Raw genomic sequence first — 18,532 nt, forward strand, 5'->3', positions numbered from 1 at the left:
CTAGGTTTCATGGCGTCTCACTGAGACTCAAAAACCACGCGAAAGCCCCGTCGATACGGGGCTTTTTGCGTTTTGGCGTCCCATGCGGTTTCTTGACAGCCCAAATCCTTGGGGGTACGTTTAGGGGTACGGATTCCTGGAGGTTTCCATGCCCAAGAAACTCATTGATGCCCTGAGCGATGTTGGCGTGCGAGGCGCCAAGTCCGCATTGCGTGATGGCGAGCCTGTTGACCGGAAGTTGCACGATGGCCGGGGCTTGTACCTGCTGGTGCGGGCCAACGGTGCCAGGCACTGGCGCTTGAAGTTCTACCTGGCAGGGCGCGAACGCTTGCTGGCGCTGGGCGAGTACCCCGATGTGACGCTGGCCCGTGCGCGGCAAAAGGCAGGCGAGGCCCGCAACCTGATCCGCGAGGGCGTCGATCCCATCCAAAATGGCCGCGAGCAGAAGGCCTTGCGCGTGAACGCGGCGCAGCAGACCTTTGCCGTGATCGCTGAAGAGTGGCTGGGCAAGAAGGCCAAAAAATGGACCGAAGGCCACCTCGAACAAAACCTTCAAAGCCTGCGCGACTACGTGTTGCCCAAGATCGGCACGCGCGCCGTAGCCAGCTTGACCGCGCAAGACATCATGCGTGTGCTGGAGCCATTGGAGGCCGCAGGCAAGCTGGAGACATTGCGGCGGGTGCGCCAGCGCATCGGCTCGGTGTTGACATATGCGGTGCAAACAGGCCGACGCACGGATAACCCGATCCGTGACACGCAGGGCGCCTTCCAGGCCCCCACACGCGAACACTTTGCCAGCATTGGCCCGAAGGGCTTGCCTGCCTTTTTGGACGCGCTGGAGGCCTACGCAGGCCACCCCAACACCCTTGGCATCATCCGCATGATTCTCTGGACCGGCAGCCGCACGGGCGAGGTTCGTGGCGCCACGCCGGATGAATTTGATTTGGATGCCGGGGTGTGGCGCATTCCTGCCGAGCGAATGAAGAAACGCCGGGTACACGTTGTGCCATTGCCCCGCCAGGCCGTGCTCCTGTTGCGCGAACTGCTGACGCTGAACGCTGATTCGCGCTACATGTTCCCGTCGCCCATGCACCAGTCGATGGCCAGTGAAAACATCGTCTTGCAGGCCATCAAGAGGATGGGCTACGGGGGGCAACTCACCGGCCATGGTTTGCGCGCTGCGGTCTCGACCGGGCTTGAAGAGATGGGCTATCCCGTTGAGATCATCAAGACGCAGCTGTCGCACGCCAAAGACAACCTGACCGATGCGGCCTACCTGCGCGGCGTCCACCTTGAACGACGCGCCGAGATGATGCAAGCCTGGGCTGACAAGCTGGATGTGATGCTCGTGGGTGCCAAGGTGCTGCCGCTTAAGGCTGCAAGCACGGCATAGCAGATTCCAGCTCACTACGACCACGCGTCGAGCCCGGCGATCAACGCATCCAGATGGCGGGACCACCGAAGCGGTTATCCGCTCTGTCGAAAGTGGGCGTCGAGATCACTCGCAGTGTTGCGCCAAATAGCAGGGTGTCGATAGCATTCGAATTACGGGGCTAGTCCTCTGAAAATCGCATCTTCACAGAGGAAACACTCTGGGTCATAGTTTGGGCATCGCAACGAAAACGGATAGACGAAATGCCCAAGACAGCTATCAGCTTCAACGTGCCCCCCGTGCTCTGGGAGGCGTTCAAAGCACAGGCAGACGGCCTTTTCCTGTCGCGGGCACCGTTCCTCGACTACATGATTGCCAATGAGCTCCCGCACCTTCGGAATGAACTGGATGGACTCAAGCTCTCACTGCGGGCCAAGCGCCATATCGCTGGTGCCATGAAGAGACAGGGGCCGACTTCAGTGAACATTGATGTACGGCCAGAAACCGCTGCGGCACTTCGCGAGGCGATGCAGGTACACAACCTCGTGCGAGACGCGTTCATGACCCGGTTGCTCATCTTCCTTCGCAGTACAGACGCGTTCTTAAAGTATCTGGATGTACCCCGCATCGCTTCCAGTCGAGGAACGGATGCGTACCTCGAAGAGATGCCAGCCAGCCCGCTAAGCGCCATGGAGGCGGTTCGTGACGACCCGCTCTTTTACGTGCGCTTCCACGTGGAGGCCGTCCATGAGGTGGGCATATACAGGGTGCCGCTGCCTCGCCAATTGGACTGGGCTGCTTGCTATCTCGCGGACGAGGACATCCCAGGCACTGCTGCCTACCGCCGTCAGCAAAAGCTGGGCAATGAACTGCTGGCCATGCTGGAAGACATCCCTGCAAAGAGCCCGAGCAAGGCTCGGAGGACAAAGAAATGAACCATACCTCTATCCACACCTCGAACCCACATCAAGCCGACCGTATATGGCTTCTACTTGGAGGCCGCATTGAGCCTGTGCGAGGCACAGGCGAGAAGCGTTACCTTCACGAGCAGTTCGCGCATCCCTTGCGTACAAACGGAAGGCGTAACGACGTGCCGGCAAAGCTGCTTAGTCGGCTGAACCAGCTATTGAAGATGCGGGCGGCGAATGACCCGATTTGGTGAGCGGTAGCAACGCTCAACGTCCTATGTAGACCGCCGTGATCTGTTCTCGTTCGTGCCCCAGCTCACGTGAGACGGTCAGCCTAGCCTGCCTGTCGATGGCCTTTTGTTCGGGGCCCAATTGCTTCGATGTGGGCCCGCCAGCAGCCGGTGCCTTCCAGCCGGTCAACTCAGCGTATCGCGCCTGTGCATACGCATGGCGGAAGCCGTGTACCCGGTCGATTCCGGCGAAGGCAGTCTGAGCCTTGAAACGGTTGAGCTGGTCTATGTAGGACATCTCGACCGGGATCAAGCTGCCCTTGTCAGCCAGCGCCTTGGCCTGGTTCAGTAGCTCCCGCTGCGTCTCCTTGATGATCGGAATTTCCCGCTCCTTGCCGCCCTTGGTCCATGTGGACTTGAGCACGAGCATGTCGCCACGGTCGGCCCAGCCTGGCTGGAACTTGATGCTTTCTTCACGGCGCAGGCCAAAGGCCTCTTGAAGCCGCAATGACATGGCCGTGTATGGATCGGAGACCTTGTCTAGCTTGCCCTGGTCCAGCTCTTTCGCTTTGGACTCATTCGTTACGAAACGCCGGTCGGCGATGCCATAGGCCGCGTTGTCGCGGGCCACGATGTTTTCCTTGCCGATCTTCTCGGCCATCCAGCGCAGTGCCGACATGCGGTTCTTCATCGTGCCGGTACTTGCGCCTTCGGCTTGCCAGCGGTTCACCAGGTGCTCGATGTGCTTGGTGCGGATGCCCTGAGCCCGCAGGTTCTTGAAGCCATCCTCATGAAGCTGGTTCGCCACCATGGTCAGCAGCCGTTCGCGGTCATGCTGGGTAGCGAAAGAACCATCGCGATTGCGTTGGCACATGAGCTTGAAATCGCGGTTGAGGGTGCGCATGGGCGAGGCCTTTAAAGACTGTTCATCGATCCGCTGGCCGGGCTTCGGTGTCAGTGAAAGCACGGACTTGTGTGTGGGTGTGAAGAGGTCTGGTAAGTGTTTCTGTCCGCCCCTCACGCCGCAGCGCGATGGGGACTACAAGGGACGCGGGACACCACTCCCGTTTTGTGCAAGGTTGTTGACTGCTTGCCTGCGTTGCACGTCGCTGTGGCACTGCGCTGGCTTGCCTGTTGGCATAGCGCGATGCGCAGGGACCATTGACCCAGGGTCCAAGGGGTGTGCGTCTCACACACGTCCGGGGTGGCCATCTGACGGGTAGCCTGACGGTGCCTTGCGGTCGGGCCGCTAAGGCACGGCACAGTTGAATGTCAATGGGCTTGCAGCCCAGTGGATTCATGCTGTCAGTACAAACAGGCTCAGGGCCCATTGCATTCAGCAACTGACACTAGGCTTGCAGCCCAATGTCGGCATGCTGTGCCTGATGAATGGGCTCGGGGCCCACCGGATCACTGAAGGTGGTCTGGCCATCCTTCGATCCACTTCGATCAGCGCCTTGACGTTGATCGTTTTGCTGGCATCACTGCGCAGCATCACTGGCGCACGTCACTGTGGTTGACAAGGCGCTCGGTCGTGCTACTGGCGTCGTCACTGTCAGCAAGCTGCCAGTAACGACGCTGGCGACGAACCTGCTCTGATGCAGCGCACCGGCTGGCCCGCTTTGCTGCATGCAAACACCGCGAGGTGTCTGATGCAGTCAAGGTGGGTGGCGGTCGCTGCGCTTCCACGGCCAAGCATGTTGGTGCTGCATTGGTATGTCATCAAGGTGACATGCGACATGGCGGCGCTGTTGATCTGGTCAACGGGCGGCAAGCCATCTGAACACTATGCGGCAGGGCCGCATGGGTGGCTTTAAAGGCGGGTAACGACCGCAACGCCTTTTCATCCGCGATGGATGGGACAAGGAGCCCTTGGAGAGCCTTCAGTTGACATCGGACTCAAGTCAGTGTCAACAGGCATCGTTGCACGGGGTCAAGCCGCGCTCCGAAAACATCCTGGTATGCGTTCAGTTTCGGGTGGCTTTCAACCGATGTTCTGCACCCCGACATAAAAAAACCGCCTGAGCAATTCAGGCGGCAAAAGCGTTCGTCTTGTAGCGCTGTTGCGTTTGGTCAGACCGCTGGGTGATGGTCGCTCCATCGGTATGCATTATTGCGCATTCATGATGAGGGCATCCAATCAAGCCGCCGACTCGGGACGTTACGCCGTTTTCGCATGGGAAAGCCGAAGGACAAGCCACCCAGCAACCCCCGACAGCAAGGACCCGACCAACACGCCCAACTTTGTCGCTTGCTGCAGTTCAGGCCCGTCAAAAGCGAGCAACCCAATGAACAGGCTCATGGTGAACCCAATGCCGCAGAGTAGGGCCACGCCGTACACCTGAACCCAGGAGGCGCCCACCGGCAATGGCGCGACACCTGTCATGCGTGCCACGGCCACCGCGCCCATGACACCAATTTGCTTGCCAATGAACAGCCCGGCAGCAACCCCCAGCGTCACGGGTTGGGCGAGCGTCTCCAGGGTCATGCCGTGAAGCGACACGCCAGCATTGGCGAAGCCAAAGAGCGGCACCACGGCAAAAGCCGTCCAAGGGGCTATGCCGTGTTCAAGCCGATGCAATGGCGAGAACCCTGCTGGCGCAGGCCCCGTGCGCATGGGCACCATCATGGCCAGCGCCACACCGGCCAGCGTCGCGTGCACGCCAGAGCGTAGCACCAGGAACCAGAGCAAAGCTCCGAGCACCACATACACGGCGAGGCTGCGAACACCCACGCGGTTGCACAAAGCCAGCGCGACCAGGGTCACACCTGCCAGGCCCAGGAACAGGGCGTTGATTTGCGCGGTGTAAAAGAACGCGATGACGAGCACAGCCACCAGGTCGTCGATGATGGCGAGCGCCGCCAGAAAGACCTTGAGCGACGCCGGAACCCGAGAGCCCAAGATGGACAGGACGCCCAGGGCAAAGGCAATGTCGGTGGCGGTCGGGACAGCCCAGCCGCGCAGCGCTTGCTGCCCTTGCAGATTGAAGCCAACGTAGACCAGTGCGGGCACCAGCACCCCGCCGAATGCGGCCAATCCAGGAAGGATGCGCTGATCCCATGTCGACAATTCACCGTCCACGAACTCCCGCTTGATCTCCAGCCCAACCAGCAGGAAGAAAATGGCCATGAGCCCGTCGTTGATCCAGTGCAGCACGCTCAGACCGGCTACATGCTGCTCCAGCACGCTGAAGTAAACATCTGCCCAGCCCGTGTTGGCGACCACCATCGCCAATGCCGCAGCAGCCATCAACAAGATGCCGCCAGCGCTCTGGCTTTGCAGGAAGGCCCTGAGCGTGGCAGCGGACAGGATCGAGGTACTTTTTGAACGTGTCATGTGGATTCAGGTCATGCGCTGCCGCGCGGGGCAAACAAAATGATGGCCGCCCAATGCGCTTGTTACAGGCGATCCTACAACCCGTGCCGATACTGGATCACGGCATTGAGCAGGTACATGGCCAGCAAGGACAGGCTGGCCCAACTCGCCGTGTGCCATACCCTCGATACAGGCCGGTATGCCAAGGCCACCACAACCGCACCGCTCATCATGCACGCCGTGATCGCCGTGACAGCGTGGATGGGTGACACCTGTTGATAGATGGCGCCCGGCAAGTAGGCGAAATCATCCAGAGCCAGAATCACCACATCAAACAAATTGCTGCCCAGCAGACTGCCCAGGGCCATGTCAATGGCGCCGATGCGCAGCGCCCCCCAGGTGGTGGCCAGCTCCGGGACCGAGGTGGCAAAAGCCACAAACAGCGTCCCCACAAAGGAGTTGGACCAACCCATGATCTGCGCCAGTTCGACGCCAATGAAGGGCAGCCAGATGCCTGCGCCCACGATGACGGCCGAGGTCACCCCATAACCCAACAAGGCCGCTTTGAGCGTCATCTCTGACCGCCGCGCTGTCACCTGGCTGCTGGCATGGCGTTGCTCCGCCTTGTAAATCGCTCGCATGGCCACCAGATAGAGCCCCAGGATGACCACACTGGCCAGGCTGACATGCCCAATGGTCGGTATCTGGCCCTGCGTCGCCAACATGAGCACCAAGGCCACACCGGCCAGCAAGATGACGCCGAAGCCCGCCGACAGCACATGCTCACTGGCCGCCACGCAGTACATCACCTTCTCGCGGTAGACCAGGTCAATCAAAGCCAGGATCGCCAGGTTGAACACACAACTGCCCAGCACATCGCCCACAGCGATATCGGGTGCTGCGGCGACCGTGACAGCGCTCATGCCGGTCACCAACTCAGGCAGGGATGTGACCGTGGCCACCAGGATCAAGCCAACCCAGTTGCGTGAGAGCCCCGTGAGCGTGGCCAGGGCATCGCCATAGCGGCTCAGGCGCACACCGGCCACGCCGATCACGCAGACACAGGCGGCAAACTTCAGCCAGATCAAAAGGATGGGGGGCATGTTTGGGCTTTCCGGCGACGCCAGGCTTTCTCCAGCTCAACGACCACACCCACGACCAAAGCGGCCCCCAGGCAGATGGCCAACTCGGTCAGGCTCAGGGCCTGGGTCTTGAAGATGGGTTGCAAGATGGGGATGTAGATCGTGGCCATCTGCAGCAAGAAGGTCAGCAGCACCGCCCCCAACAAGGGGCGGTTGCTGCCCAGACCAAGGCGCAACAAGGATTGTGTTTCCGAGCGGATCGTCAGCACATGAACCATCTGCGACAGCGTGAGTGCCGTGAACACCATGGTCTGCCAGTGCGTGTTGCCGTTGTGCAAGGCCCAGGCCTGCAGGCCCAGGCACAGCCCGCCAATCAGCAGCCCAATGCCCAGAATGTGTTGCCACATGCCATGCGCAAACAGGCTTTCGTTCGGTGCGCGAGGTGGGCGCTGCATGACGCCGCGCTCGGCAGGCTCGGCGGCCAACGCCAGGCCTGGCAGGCCATCGGTGACCAGGTTGACCCACAGGATGTGAATTGGCTGCAGGGGAATGGGCAGCAGCAACATGGGCGCCAGAAAGAGGGTCCAGATTTCGCCTGAATTACCCGTCATGGCGTAACGCACGAACTTGCGGATGTTGTCGTAAATGCGGCGCCCCTCCCGAACCGCCGCCACGATGGTGGCGAAGTTGTCATCGAGCAGCACGAGGCTGGAGGCTTCACGTGCCACGTCGGTGCCGCCCTTGCCCATGGACACGCCGATGTCCGCCCGCTTGAGGGCCGGCGCATCGTTCACGCCATCGCCCGTCATGGCCACAAAGTGCCCCAGCGACTGGAGTGCTTCGACGATGCGGATCTTCTGCGCCGGGTCCACACGGGCATAAACACGCACATGGGCGACACGTTGCTGCAGGGTTGCCTCGTCCAGCGTGCGCAGGTCCTGGCCGGTCAGCACATCGGCCTGTGCGTCGGCCACGATCCCCAGGCGGTGCGCGATGGCCCGCGCTGTGGCCGGGTGATCGCCCGTGATCATGATTGGGGTGATGCCCGCTGCGATGCAGTCGCGCACAGCGGCGGCGGCTTCGGGGCGTGGCGGGTCGATCAGGGCGATGAGGCCCAGGAACTGCAATTCGCTCTCGACCGAGGCCAGCGCGTTCGTGTCCGGCAAGCGGGCATGGTCGCGTCGCGCCAGAGCCAGCACGCGCAACCCTTTTGCAGCCAGCTCAGTGGCGCTGGCCAGCACGGTCGCACCGTCCATGGCGGTGGGGCCATCAGGTGTCCACCGGCTGGTACAGCACGGCAACACTGATTCCGGCGCGCCCTTGGTGTAAGCCACCAACCCATCCGCGCTACGGTGGAAGGTGGTCATGCGCTTGCGCTCGGAATCGAAGGGCTGCTCTTGCACCCGCGGCATGGCCAGATCCAGCGCCGCCTTGTCGATCTGGGCGCTCAAGGCGGCCAGCACCAGCGCGGTTTCTGTCGGGTCGCCCTCCCAGTCCGCCGGGGGCGCATGCCCCTGGCGGGCGTCATTGCACAGTGCGGCGGCCTGCAAGGCCTCGCGGTGAACCGGGCCTGGCAGCGCATCGCCCGGCACCCAGGGCAGCCCGCCCGCCAGCAGCAACTCGGCATGCATCTGGTTCTGCGTCAGCGTGCCCGTTTTGTCGGAGCAAATGACCGTGACCGAGCCCAAGGTCTCCACCGATGGCAAGCGTCGCACCAGGGCGTGCTGGGACACCATGCGGCGCGCGCCCAGCGCCAGCAACACCGTCACCACCGCAGGCAGGGCCTCGGGGATGGCCGCCACGGCCAGGCTGATCGCGGTCAAGGCCATCAGCAAAGGCGCCTCGCCACGCAGCACCCCGACGGCAAAGATCACCAGGCAGATGCCGATCACGCCCAGTGCCAGCCGCTTGCCAAACGCGGCCAGGCGCCGTTGCAGCGGGGTGCTGCGGTCTTCACTGTCGAGCAGTCGAGCCACCTTGCCCAGCTCGGTGTCCATGCCGATGGCCACCACCAGGCCGCGTGCACGCCCATGCGTGGCAGTGGTGCCTTTGAACACCATGTTGAGGCGGTCGCCCAAGGCGGCACCATCCGTCTGGGGCAGTGCATCGGTTTGTTTGTCCACGGGCACGGACTCGCCGGTCAGGGCCGACTCGTCCACCTGCAGCCGAGCCAATTCGATGAGGCGAAGGTCGGCAGGGATCTGGTTGCCCGCCTCCAGCAAGACCACATCGCCAGGCACCAGGGTGCTGGCGGCCACCACCTGAACTTCACCCCCGCGCAGCACCGTGGCTTGCGCTGCCGCGAGCTGGCGCAAGGCCGCCATCGCCTTGTCGGCCCGCCACGACTGCACAAAGCCGATGACCGCATTGAGCAAGACGATGACCGCGATGGCCAGGGTGTCAGTCAACTCGCCAATCACGCCTGCGATGACGGCGGCGGCCATGAGGACCAGCACCATGAAGTCCTTGAACTGGTCAGCCAGCAAGGCGACCCACCCTCGGCGCTCGTGGGTTTGCAAGGCGTTGGCGCCATAGCGTTCGGTTCGCTCTTGCGTTTGCGCCAGCGGCAGCCCCACGGCCGGATCGACCCCGTGCTCGCGCGCAACCTCATGGGTCTCACACTGGTGCCATGCAGTCCCTTCAGGCGAGTCTTTCATGTGCGGTCAGATCCTTTGACGCTTTCATTTGGCGAGACAAACCGAGCTCGCCTCAGTCTACTCCGCAGCCAAATGGCAGATGCGTTGCCCTGTCGATGGCTTGGGCGCATCGCTCGAAAACTTGACGCACAGCAAGTCCGACAAATGTGGCCGCGCTACAACTGCCCATGCCATCATTCGGCCATTGGCGTGGAGGGTCCATATGACACAAGGTAACGAGACGATTCGGTTGCTGCTGGCCTCAGACATGAGCGCGCGTTGCGACCGTGCGCTGGATCGAGCGAGCCAACTGGCCAAGCAATGGGGTGGCGAGTTGCTCGTCGTGCATGCCATCGATCCATCGGAAGCGGCAAAAGCCAGTCGATTTGCAGGTGCATTGCCGTCGTGGCGTCAGCCCGAACAATGGACCGCCACCGTGACCCGCCGCCTGCAATCCGATCTTCAGGATGAAGGCATCTCGGCGAGCGTCTTGGTGGTGGATGACACACCCGCCAGCGCGGTGCTCGGCGCGGCGAAGCAGCACGATGTCGCCCTGATCATCGGCGGCATTGCCAAAGATGACCCGATTGGACGCATCCAGTTGGGCAGCACGGTAGACAGACTGGCACGCGAAGCAGAGGCACCGGTTCTGACGGTACGTCGCCGGGTCCAAGGTCCTTATCGTCACGTGGTGGTGGCCACGGATTTCTCACCAGCCTCGCGTGCCGCACTGGAAACCGCCGTTCGCTGGTTCGGCGATGGCAAGCTTTCACTGTTTCATGCCTACCCATCCACCGGTTCCACTTTTGATGGTGGGCATGCCATTGCCGACGCTTGGCGCGCCGTCGCAGCCAGCCAATGCGACACCTTCCTCAGCGAATCCGGGGTCAGTGCAGAGGTGTCGCAAGGCATCTCGCTCATCCTTGAGCGGGGGCACCCCGAGGTCTTGCTGCCTGACTACGTGCGCTTCGCAGATGTGGATCTGGTGATTCTGGGCACGAACGGCCGCAGCGGCTTGCTCAAAGCCCTGCTTGGCAGCACAGCGGAAAACCTGTTGCACACGCTCGATTGCGACACGATGATCGTGCGTCCTCAGTAAGTCGATCAGGAACTCCGCTTTGTGGCGCCATGCCCTTCTTTGGAGTGAGCGCTGATGGCGATCGAGTCGGTGTACCAAGAGCGCGGGCGATGTCATGGGATTCGAATTGGGACGCAGGATTGAGCGGCGCTGATGACGCTTGCCGTTTCAAGTCGTCCCACGACATCCACAGCGGTTGGGGGCGCGTATGGGGGTACGAAAAAGCCAAATTGCCCACTAAGCATGGTGTAGCAATGAGGTTCGTATGTCACCCTCGCGCTGATTGAAAGCCCCCTAGCACAGCTCGGGGGCTTTTTCTTTGCCCGGCCTCATCGGGAAACCCCGCGAAATCACGCCAAAACGCGGCATTTCGTCGTTCCTTCACAGGGGTCAACGAGTCGATACAAACACTGATGGCATGGGCTTGTCTCCCACCGATTTAGGGGGCACACTGACCTTCCGGTTGACGGTTTTCAGCAGCGCCAGAAAGCGCTTTCTGACAACTGCTCAGACGGTCACCGGGTCTGTATCAACCCCTGCTCCCATGAAGGAGGCGCAGTATGAATCTGACGATCAGTGGCCATCATCTGGAAGTGACCCCCGCCCTGCGTGAGTACGTTCTCACCAAGCTGGATCGCGTCACCAGACACTTCGACCAGGTGGTGGACGTGACGGTGCTACTCACGGTTGAAAAGCAGAAGGAGAAGGAGCGCCGCCAGCGTGCTGAAGTCAACCTTCACGTCAAGGGCAAAGACATCTTCGTCGAGACTGCTCACGAAGACCTCTACGCCGCCATTGACCAGTTGATGGACAAGCTCGACCGCCAAGTCTGCCGCCACAAGGACCGCGTGCAAGACCACCACCACACCTCGCTAAAGCGTCAGGGAGAAGCCTGGGATGCCACGCAATGAAGATGAGTCACACAAGCCGCATACGAACAAGCTACTGCTTGGTGTGACCTGGTAGTGGGTCGCCCGCACAGCGAGGCACCGAGCGATTGACAACGGCCCCTTAGGGGCCGTTTTTCATGGCGCCATCCCTCTTGTCATCCCGGCATACTGCAGCTGCGTTGCAGAGATAGGCGAATTTGTGCTCACAATGGAACTTCTTACACTTGCTGCGGTGCAGCAATGGGTGCAGAATCCCCCAACCCGGTGGTACCACGGTACTGTCGGTTCTACCTGTGGCTTCCTATAATCCGCCGCTCAGCCGTCTCGGGAGTGGGGGACAAGGTCATCACCGTCGCCCCCGCTGAAACAAGATGAACAGACTTTCCGCCATCCTGCCTGCCCCCCAAGTGCTGGTGGATGTGGATGCGAGCAGTAAAAAACGCGTGTTCGAGCACGCCGGTCTGCTGTTCGAGAATCAGCATGCCATCGCACGCGCCACCGTGACGGACAACCTGTTCGCCCGCGAGCGCCTGGGCTCGACCGGGCTCGGCCACGGCGTGGCCATTCCCCACGGCCGTATCAAGGGCCTCAAGAACCCGCTGGCCGCGGTGATCCGCCTGAGCCAGCCCATCCCCTTCGACGCGCCCGACGACGAGCCCGTCAACCTGCTGATCTTTTTGCTCGTGCCCGAGGCCGCCACGCAGCGACACCTCGAGATTCTCTCCGAGATCGCCGAGCTGCTGTCGGACCGTGACCTGCGCGAACGCCTCAAGACCGAGTCAGAGGCCAAGACGGTGCACGACCTGATCGAGCGCTGGCAGCCCCTGAAGTCCGTGGCGTGAACAAGCCCGGCGGCGCCCAGCGAACACAACCCCACCCCAGGCCAACGTGAGCGCCCAAGACCTCGCCATCGTCAGCGCCGAAGTCCTGTTCGAAGCCAACCGCGGCGCCTTGCGCTGGGAATGGATCGCCGGGCACGCCCACCCCGAACGCCGTTTCGACGAAGAGGCCGTGCAGACGGCCCAGTCGGCCGCCGATCTGGTGGGCTACCTCAACTACATCCACCCCTACCGCGTGCAGATCGTGGGGCGGCGCGAGCACGCCTACTTCGAGAACTCCACGTCGGAAGACCAGGAGCGCCGCATCCAGCGCATCGTGACGCTGGAGCCGCCCGTGGTGGTGGTGGCCGACGGCCAGAACCCGTCCGACCGCCTGGTGGCCATGTGCGGCCGCGCTGGCATCCCGCTGTTCGTCACGCACGAGCCCGCCGGCCACGTGATCGACGTGCTGCGCAGCTACCTCACGCAGCACTTTGCCGAGCGCATCACGCGCCATGGCGTGTTCATGGACATCCTGGGCCTGGGCGTGCTGCTGACCGGTGAATCCGGCCTGGGCAAGAGCGAGCTGGGCCTGGAGCTGATCTCGCGTGGCCACGGCCTGGTGGCCGACGACGCGGTGGACCTGTACCGTGTCTCGCGCTCGGCCATCGAGGGCCGCTGCCCCGAGTTGCTGGCCAACCTGCTCGAAGTGCGCGGCATCGGCCTGCTGGACATCAAGTCCATCTTTGGTGAGACGGCGGTGCGCCGCAAGATGCGCCTCAAGCTCATGGTGCACCTGGTCCGCAAGGAAACCATGGAGCGCGAGTTCGAGCGCCTGCCCTACGAGCCTCTGTACGAAGAGGTGCTGGGCGTGCAGATCCGCAAGGTGGTGATCGCGGTGGACGCGGGCCGCAACCTGGCGGTGCTGGTGGAGGCCGCCGTGCGCAACACGGTGCTGCAGCTGCGCGGCATCGACACCTACAAGGAATTCATCGAGCGCCACCAGAAGGCCATGGAGCGCGGCACGCTCGACTGAGCGGCCGCGGTGGCCTTGCGGCCATCAGCGGTGATGCTGGTGGCTCTTCTGGCACTCGGGGCGGTTGCACACCACGTACAGGGCCAGGGCGTGGTCCTGCAGTGCGTAGCCCCGCTCCTTGGCGATGGCCTGCTGACGGCGTTCGATCTCGGGGTCGTAGAACTCCTCGACACGGCCACACACCACGCAGACCATGTGGTCGTGGTGCTTGCCTTCGTTCAGCTCGAAGACAGCCTTGCCGGCCTCGAAGTGGTTGCGGCTGAGGATGCCTGCCTGCTCGAACTGCATCAGCACACGGTAGACCGTGGCCAGACCGATGTCCGAGCCTTCATTGAGCAGGACCTTGAAGACATCTTCCGCTGTCATGTGCCGCTGGCTCGATTGCTGGAAGACTTCCAGGATCTTGATGCGGGGCAGCGTGGCCTTCAGACCGCTGTTTTTGAGTTCTTCGGCGTTGTTCATGACGGTTCTCGCAAATCGAAGCGAAGCCCCAGGGTGGCCCGCTAGAATGTCAGATGATATCGGGCTTGGCCGTTTCAAGCGACTGCCTGCGTGTAGACGTGTCCAAAACCCTCCATTTTTTCCGCTGAAAGGACGCCGTCCTGTGCCTTTGACCTCTCTCATCCGCCGGCCAGCCGCTGGCGCGGCCGTGCTCGGTGCCTTGCTGGCCCTGACGGGGTGCTCCTCGATCAAGACCGGCGCGCTGTCCAGCCCCGAGACCCTGTTCGGCCTGCTCAAGCCTTACCGCCAGGAGGTCGTGCAGGGCAATGTGGTCACGCAAGAGGTGATGGCGCAGATCCAGCCGGGCCTGGGCCGCAACCAGGTGCGCGACATCCTGGGCACGCCGCTGCTCACCGATGTCTTCCACGTCGACCGCTGGGATTACGTCTTCACCATCGCGCGCCAGGGCGTCGCCCCGCAGCAGCGCCGCGTCAGCATCTTCTTCAAGAACGACGTGGTTGAGCGTTTCGAGGCCGACACGCTGCCCTCCGAGCGCGAGTTCGTCGCCTCCATCACCCGTGAGCAGAAGCTCAAGAAGGTGGATCCGGACCTGACCGCCGAGCAGATCGCCGCGCTGCCCGTGCCCCCGAAGGTGGATGCGCAGGTCAAGGTGCCGCAAGGCGCCGCGCGCGATTACCCGCCGCTCGAGGCTGGCCGCCCCTGAGCCTGCGCCGCCGCTGTTCCCCGCTACAACATCCAAGACGAGGCCGACCGTGCCCAACCCGCTGAACTCCGATCCTTCCGCCCACCGCGTGGCCATCGCCGGGGCCTCCGGCCGCATGGGCCGCATGCTGGTGGAGGCCGTGCTGGCCGCGCCCGACTGCGCGCTGGCCGGCGCACTCGATGTGCCCGGCAGCCCGGCCGTGGGCCTGGACGCCACCGCCTTCCTGGGCCAGAACAGCGGTGTGACCATCGCCTCCGACCTGGGCCAGGGCCTGGCCAATGCCCAGTTCCTGATCGACTTCACCCGCCCCGAAGGCACGCTGGCGCACCTGCGCCACTGCCGCGACAACGGCATCAAGCTGGTCATCGGCACCACGGGCTTCAGCGACGAGCAGAAGGCCGAGATCGAGGCCGCCTCACGCGATATCGCCATCATGATGGCGCCCAACATGGCCGTGGGCGTGAACGTGGTGCTGACGCTGCTGCGCCAGGCCGCCAAGGCCCTGAACCAGGGCTACGACATCGAGATCATCGAGGCCCACCACCGCCACAAGGTGGATGCGCCCAGCGGCACCGCGCTCAAGATGGGCGAGGTGGTGGCCGAGGCCCTGGGCCGCGACCTCAAGGAATGCGCCGTCTACGGCCGCGAAGGCGTCACCGGCGAGCGTGATCCCAGCACCATCGGCTTTGCCACCATCCGTGGCGGTGATGTCGTGGGCGACCACACCGTGCTGTTCGCCGGCATCGGTGAGCGCATCGAGATCACGCACAAGTCCTCCAGCCGCGCCACCTACGCCCAGGGCAGCCTGCGCGCCGTGCGCTTCCTGGCCAACCAGCCGCACGGCCTGTTCGGCATGGACGACGTGCTCGGCCTGCGCTGAGCCGGAGCGGCAGTTCCATGGACCGCTTGCAGCACCTGTGGACGCAGGGCGACGCGGTGTCGCGGGCCGTGGCCATCGTGCTGCTGGCGATGTCGGTGGCCTCCTGGGTGGCCATCGTCTGGAAGGGCCTGGTGCTCAGCCGTGCCCGCCGTGATCTGACCGCCGGCATGACCCGCTTCTGGGATGCCGCCGACATGCAGGCCGCTCGCCAGCAACTGTTGGCCAATGACCGTGAGCGCGTGCTGCTGCCGCTGGTCGATGCCGCGGCCCAGCCGCCGTCACCAGGCTCCATCGGCGCGGGTGCCGACCCCGAGGCACGCCTCACGCGCGCCCTGCGCGACAGCCTGCACCGTGTGCTCTCGCGCCTGCGCGCCGGGCAGGTGCTGCTGGCTTCCGTCGGTGCGGTGGCGCCCTTCGTGGGCCTGCTGGGCACCGTCTGGGGCATCTACCACGCCATGATGGCCATCAGCGCCGAAGGCGCCGCCACGCTCGACAAGGTGGCCGGCCCCGTGGGCGAGGCCCTGATCATGACCGCCGTGGGCCTGGCCGTGGCCATCCCGGCCGTGCTGGCCTACAACGTGTTCGGCCTGCTGGTGTCCTCCTGCGAGGCCGATCTGGAAGGCTTCGCCCACGACCTGCGCGAGACCCTGCTCGGCAGCCGGCGCGAGCGCCCGGCGCTCGACAACGAGTAAGCCCCCAGGGTAGCGGCGCCATCATGGCTTTCGGACGACTCGAACGCCCCCGCGGCTCGCAGCCGATGAGCGAGATCAACATGACGCCGCTGATCGACGTCATGCTGGTGCTGCTGGTGATCTTCATGCTCACGGCGCCGCTGCTCACCTCCAGCCTCAAGCTCGACCTGCCGCAGACCGAAGGCACGACGCCGCAGGAGCCCGTGCCGCAGTCCGTGCGCCTGGATCTGTCGGCCTCGGGCGAGGTGTTCGTGGACGACGAGGCGGTGGCGCTGGAAGCATTGGGTGCACGGCTCGAACCCCTGCGCGGGGGCGACACCCAGGTGCACCTGCGCGCCGACAAGGCCGTGCCGTATGGCCGCGTGGCCGAGGTGCTGGGGGCGCTGCAGAAGGCTGAACTGCACCGTGTGGCCTTCATGGCCGATCCGGTGGGCGCGCAGCAGGGCATTTCAGGGGCGGGGCGGGCCGCATCGGCCCCCTGATGGGATGGCCGTTGTGGCGGCTGCCCCTCCCGCGCGGGAGGGGCGCTCGCTCATCACGACAACATCACTTCAAGTCCACCTGGATCTGTAATGGGGTGTCGGCCGAGCGCCTTTGACGACGGGCGGCCTCTGAGCCGGGCCGGGGCACGCTGCCCGAAATCGACCGGGCTTCACACCGTGAGACAGCGTTCCAGCATTTCAGCGTAAACCGCCGCGCTTGTCACCCTCCCTGCCGGCCCAATGGGCGGGCATATTGCACGGCATGGGAATCATTGATTGTCATCCTAGGGGGATTTCTGCGCACGGCGCTGTCGGGCGTTGGCCACAAAGCGCGCAGGGCGTGGCGCGGCGCCACCGCCGGGTGGACAATGAACCATCACAGACGCCCGGAAAGCTCGGATGAGTGCAGGTTCTCCGGAGGCGCCCAAGAGCGCCTCGCAACGATTCGACAACGCGCAGGCCGCCTACGACCAGGTGCTGGCGCTCTACAACGGGCAGATCGCCTACCTGCGTGAAGCGCTCAAGCGCTTCGTGGCCGGCGAGCATTTCGACGAGCCGGTGCGCGCCAAGTACCCCTTCGTGCGCATCCACACCGACACGGTGGCGCGCGCCGATTCACGGCTGTCCTACGGCTTCGTGGCGGGGCCGGGCACCTACGAGACCACGCTGACGCGGCCCGACCTGTTCGAGGACTACTACCGCGAGCAGTTCAGCCTGCTGCTCAACAACCACAACGTCACCCTCGAAGTGGGCCTGAGCAGCGAGCCCATCCCGGTGCACTTCTCGCTGGCCGAGAACGACTACATCGAGGGCAGCCTCACGCCCGAGCGCCGCGTGATGCTCAGCGACCTGTTCGACCTGCCGGATCTGGCCTCGATGGACGACGGCATCGCCAACGGCACGCACAACGTCAAGGCCGGCGCCTCCAAACCGCTGGCGCTGTTCACGGCGCCGCGGGTGGATTACTCACTGCACCGGCTGCGCCACTACACCGGCACCTCGCCCGAGCACTTCCAGAACTTCGTGCTCTTCACGAACTACCAGTTCTACATCGACCAGTTTGTGCAGCTCTCGCACACCTTGATGCAGACGCCGCCCGACCCGGCCAACCCGCGTGACGACGACGATTGCATCGCCTTTGTCGAGCCGGGCAATGTGCTGACGCGCCGCGTGGGCGTGCCGCCCGAGGCCTTTGATGCGCTGGGCGCGGTGCCGCCCCGTCTGCCGCAGATGCCGGCCTACCACCTGATCCGCCGCGACCGCAGCGGCATCACCATGGTCAACATCGGGGTGGGGCCGTCTAACGCCAAGACCATCACCGACCACATCGCCGTGCTGCGCCCGCTCGCGTGGATCATGCTGGGGCACTGCGCCGGCCTGCGCACCTCGCAGCAGCTGGGTGATTACGTGCTGGCCCACGGCTACGTGCGTGAAGACCACGTGCTGGACGAAGACCTGCCGCTGTGGGTGCCGATCCCGCCGCTGGCGGAGATCCAGCTGGCGCTGGAAGGCGCGGTGGAAGATGTGACGCAGCTGCAGGGCTACGAGCTCAAGCGCATCATGCGCACGGGCACGGTGGCGTCCACGGACAACCGCAACTGGGAGCTGATGCCCCACCGCGAGCCCGAGCGGCGCTTCAGCCAGAGCCGTGCCGTGGCGCTGGACATGGAAAGCGCCACCATCGCGGCCAACGGTTTCCGTTTCCGCGTTCCTTATGGCACCCTGCTGTGCGTGAGCGACAAGCCGCTGCACGGCGAGATCAAACTGCCGGGCATGGCCAATACCTTCTACCGCGAGCGGGTAGACCAGCACTTGCGCATTGGCTTGCGCGCCATTGAGCGCCTGCGCCACAACCGCACGGAACAGCTGCACAGCCGCAAGCTGCGCAGTTTCGCCGAGGTGGCGTTTCAGTGATGAGGCCCCGAGCGCGGCACCTGCTGGCGCCGC

16 protein-coding genes are annotated in these 18,532 nt (G+C 63.7%); 11 read left to right on the plus strand and 5 right to left on the minus strand.

The features are described 5' to 3' along the window. Positions 1 to 148 precede the first annotated feature (148 nt). Entirely contained in the window at positions 149 to 1,393 is a 1,245-nt protein-coding gene (locus WAQ08_RS05190) for a tyrosine-type recombinase/integrase (protein ID WP_422189660.1), read from the plus strand. Between the two features lie 242 nt (positions 1,394 to 1,635). Next, complete coding sequence (locus WAQ08_RS05195; RefSeq protein WP_422189662.1) at positions 1,636 to 2,307, plus strand: hypothetical protein; 672 nt, start codon at positions 1,636 to 1,638, stop codon at positions 2,305 to 2,307. Between the two features lie 240 nt (positions 2,308 to 2,547). Here the strand turns inward: WAQ08_RS05195 and WAQ08_RS05200 are convergent, their stop codons facing one another. The 4 genes from WAQ08_RS05200 to WAQ08_RS05215 all read right to left on the minus strand — a co-directional run bounded on the left by WAQ08_RS05200 (position 2,548) and on the right by WAQ08_RS05215 (position 9,565). Next, positions 2,548 to 3,414 (minus strand): phage integrase N-terminal domain-containing protein, encoded by an 867-nt coding sequence (locus WAQ08_RS05200; protein ID WP_422189784.1) that lies wholly within the window; start codon positions 3,412 to 3,414, stop codon positions 2,548 to 2,550. A gap of 1,257 nt (positions 3,415 to 4,671) precedes the next feature. Continuing rightward, positions 4,672 to 5,847, minus strand: coding sequence for a Na+/H+ antiporter NhaA (gene nhaA / locus WAQ08_RS05205; RefSeq protein ID WP_422189664.1), 1,176 nt, complete (start codon positions 5,845 to 5,847; stop codon positions 4,672 to 4,674). Between the two features lie 74 nt (positions 5,848 to 5,921). Next, positions 5,922 to 6,929: a sodium:calcium antiporter gene (locus tag WAQ08_RS05210; RefSeq protein ID WP_422189666.1), complete on the minus strand. Its 1,008-nt coding sequence runs from the start codon at positions 6,927 to 6,929 to the stop codon at positions 5,922 to 5,924. Beyond that, on the minus strand, positions 6,911 to 9,565 hold the full coding sequence (locus WAQ08_RS05215) for a cation-translocating P-type ATPase (RefSeq protein ID WP_422189668.1): 2,655 nt from the start codon (positions 9,563 to 9,565) through the stop codon (positions 6,911 to 6,913). The genes WAQ08_RS05210 and WAQ08_RS05215 overlap by 19 nt, the downstream gene beginning before the upstream one ends. Positions 9,566 to 9,767: 202 nt before the next feature. On the opposite strand from WAQ08_RS05215, the gene WAQ08_RS05220 reads away from it, so the two are divergent. From WAQ08_RS05220 to hprK, 4 genes are all read left to right on the plus strand, one after another. Next, complete coding sequence (locus WAQ08_RS05220) at positions 9,768 to 10,643, plus strand: universal stress protein (RefSeq protein WP_422189670.1); 876 nt, start codon at positions 9,768 to 9,770, stop codon at positions 10,641 to 10,643. Positions 10,644 to 11,182: 539 nt separating this feature from the next. Next, positions 11,183 to 11,533: a ribosome hibernation-promoting factor, HPF/YfiA family gene (hpf, locus tag WAQ08_RS05225; RefSeq protein WP_422189672.1), complete on the plus strand. Its 351-nt coding sequence runs from the start codon at positions 11,183 to 11,185 to the stop codon at positions 11,531 to 11,533. 350 nt (positions 11,534 to 11,883) lie between these two features. Then, positions 11,884 to 12,354, plus strand: coding sequence for a PTS sugar transporter subunit IIA (locus WAQ08_RS05230; protein WP_422189674.1), 471 nt, complete (start codon positions 11,884 to 11,886; stop codon positions 12,352 to 12,354). A gap of 46 nt (positions 12,355 to 12,400) precedes the next feature. Then, the gene (gene hprK / locus WAQ08_RS05235) at positions 12,401 to 13,366 is read left to right on the plus strand and encodes an HPr(Ser) kinase/phosphatase (RefSeq protein ID WP_422189676.1); all 966 of its coding nucleotides are present in this window, start codon (positions 12,401 to 12,403) and stop codon (positions 13,364 to 13,366) included. A 24-nt stretch (positions 13,367 to 13,390) separates the two neighbouring features. Here the strand turns inward: hprK and fur are convergent, their stop codons facing one another. Beyond that, on the minus strand, positions 13,391 to 13,828 hold the full coding sequence (gene fur / locus WAQ08_RS05240) for a ferric iron uptake transcriptional regulator (protein WP_422189678.1): 438 nt from the start codon (positions 13,826 to 13,828) through the stop codon (positions 13,391 to 13,393). Between the two features lie 142 nt (positions 13,829 to 13,970). Between fur and WAQ08_RS05245 the strand changes: the two genes are divergently transcribed. The 5 genes from WAQ08_RS05245 to WAQ08_RS05265 all read left to right on the plus strand — a co-directional run bounded on the left by WAQ08_RS05245 (position 13,971) and on the right by WAQ08_RS05265 (position 18,499). After that, entirely contained in the window at positions 13,971 to 14,531 is a 561-nt protein-coding gene (locus WAQ08_RS05245) for an outer membrane protein assembly factor BamE (RefSeq protein WP_422189680.1), read from the plus strand. A 49-nt stretch (positions 14,532 to 14,580) separates the two neighbouring features. Next, positions 14,581 to 15,411, plus strand: coding sequence for a 4-hydroxy-tetrahydrodipicolinate reductase (gene dapB / locus WAQ08_RS05250; RefSeq protein WP_422189682.1), 831 nt, complete (start codon positions 14,581 to 14,583; stop codon positions 15,409 to 15,411). A gap of 17 nt (positions 15,412 to 15,428) precedes the next feature. After that, complete coding sequence (locus tag WAQ08_RS05255) at positions 15,429 to 16,103, plus strand: MotA/TolQ/ExbB proton channel family protein (RefSeq protein WP_422189684.1); 675 nt, start codon at positions 15,429 to 15,431, stop codon at positions 16,101 to 16,103. Positions 16,104 to 16,126: 23 nt separating this feature from the next. Beyond that, positions 16,127 to 16,585, plus strand: coding sequence for an ExbD/TolR family protein (locus WAQ08_RS05260; RefSeq protein WP_422189686.1), 459 nt, complete (start codon positions 16,127 to 16,129; stop codon positions 16,583 to 16,585). A 399-nt stretch (positions 16,586 to 16,984) separates the two neighbouring features. After that, positions 16,985 to 18,499 carry an AMP nucleosidase gene (locus tag WAQ08_RS05265; protein ID WP_422189688.1) on the plus strand — a complete coding sequence of 505 codons (1,515 nt, stop codon included), beginning with the start codon at positions 16,985 to 16,987 and terminating at the stop codon, positions 18,497 to 18,499. The last annotated feature ends 33 nt before the right edge of the window (positions 18,500 to 18,532 follow it).

The sequence above is a fragment of the Aquabacterium sp. genome, from assembly GCF_049274795.1.
In the GTDB taxonomy this organism is placed as follows: Bacteria; Pseudomonadota; Gammaproteobacteria; order Burkholderiales; family Burkholderiaceae_C; genus Aquabacterium.

Excerpts from the sequence above, each read along its gene's own strand:
- WAQ08_RS05190 (WP_422189660.1), top strand. The coding sequence starts at position 149 with ATGCCCAAGAAACTCATTGATGCCCTGAGCGATGTTGGCGTGCGAGGC.
- WAQ08_RS05195 (WP_422189662.1), top strand. The coding sequence starts at position 1,636 with ATGCCCAAGACAGCTATCAGCTTCAACGTGCCCCCCGTGCTCTGGGAG.
- WAQ08_RS05200 (WP_422189784.1), bottom strand. The coding sequence starts at position 3,414 with ATGCGCACCCTCAACCGCGATTTCAAGCTCATGTGCCAACGCAATCGC.
- nhaA (WP_422189664.1), bottom strand. The coding sequence starts at position 5,847 with ATGACACGTTCAAAAAGTACCTCGATCCTGTCCGCTGCCACGCTCAGG.
- WAQ08_RS05210 (WP_422189666.1), bottom strand. The coding sequence starts at position 6,929 with ATGCCCCCCATCCTTTTGATCTGGCTGAAGTTTGCCGCCTGTGTCTGC.
- WAQ08_RS05215 (WP_422189668.1), bottom strand. The coding sequence starts at position 9,565 with ATGAAAGACTCGCCTGAAGGGACTGCATGGCACCAGTGTGAGACCCAT.
- WAQ08_RS05220 (WP_422189670.1), top strand. The coding sequence starts at position 9,768 with ATGACACAAGGTAACGAGACGATTCGGTTGCTGCTGGCCTCAGACATG.
- hpf (WP_422189672.1), top strand. The coding sequence starts at position 11,183 with ATGAATCTGACGATCAGTGGCCATCATCTGGAAGTGACCCCCGCCCTG.
- WAQ08_RS05230 (WP_422189674.1), top strand. The coding sequence starts at position 11,884 with ATGAACAGACTTTCCGCCATCCTGCCTGCCCCCCAAGTGCTGGTGGAT.
- fur (WP_422189678.1), bottom strand. The coding sequence starts at position 13,828 with ATGAACAACGCCGAAGAACTCAAAAACAGCGGTCTGAAGGCCACGCTG.
- WAQ08_RS05255 (WP_422189684.1), top strand. The coding sequence starts at position 15,429 with ATGGACCGCTTGCAGCACCTGTGGACGCAGGGCGACGCGGTGTCGCGG.
- WAQ08_RS05260 (WP_422189686.1), top strand. The coding sequence starts at position 16,127 with ATGGCTTTCGGACGACTCGAACGCCCCCGCGGCTCGCAGCCGATGAGC.
- WAQ08_RS05265 (WP_422189688.1), top strand. The coding sequence starts at position 16,985 with ATGAGTGCAGGTTCTCCGGAGGCGCCCAAGAGCGCCTCGCAACGATTC.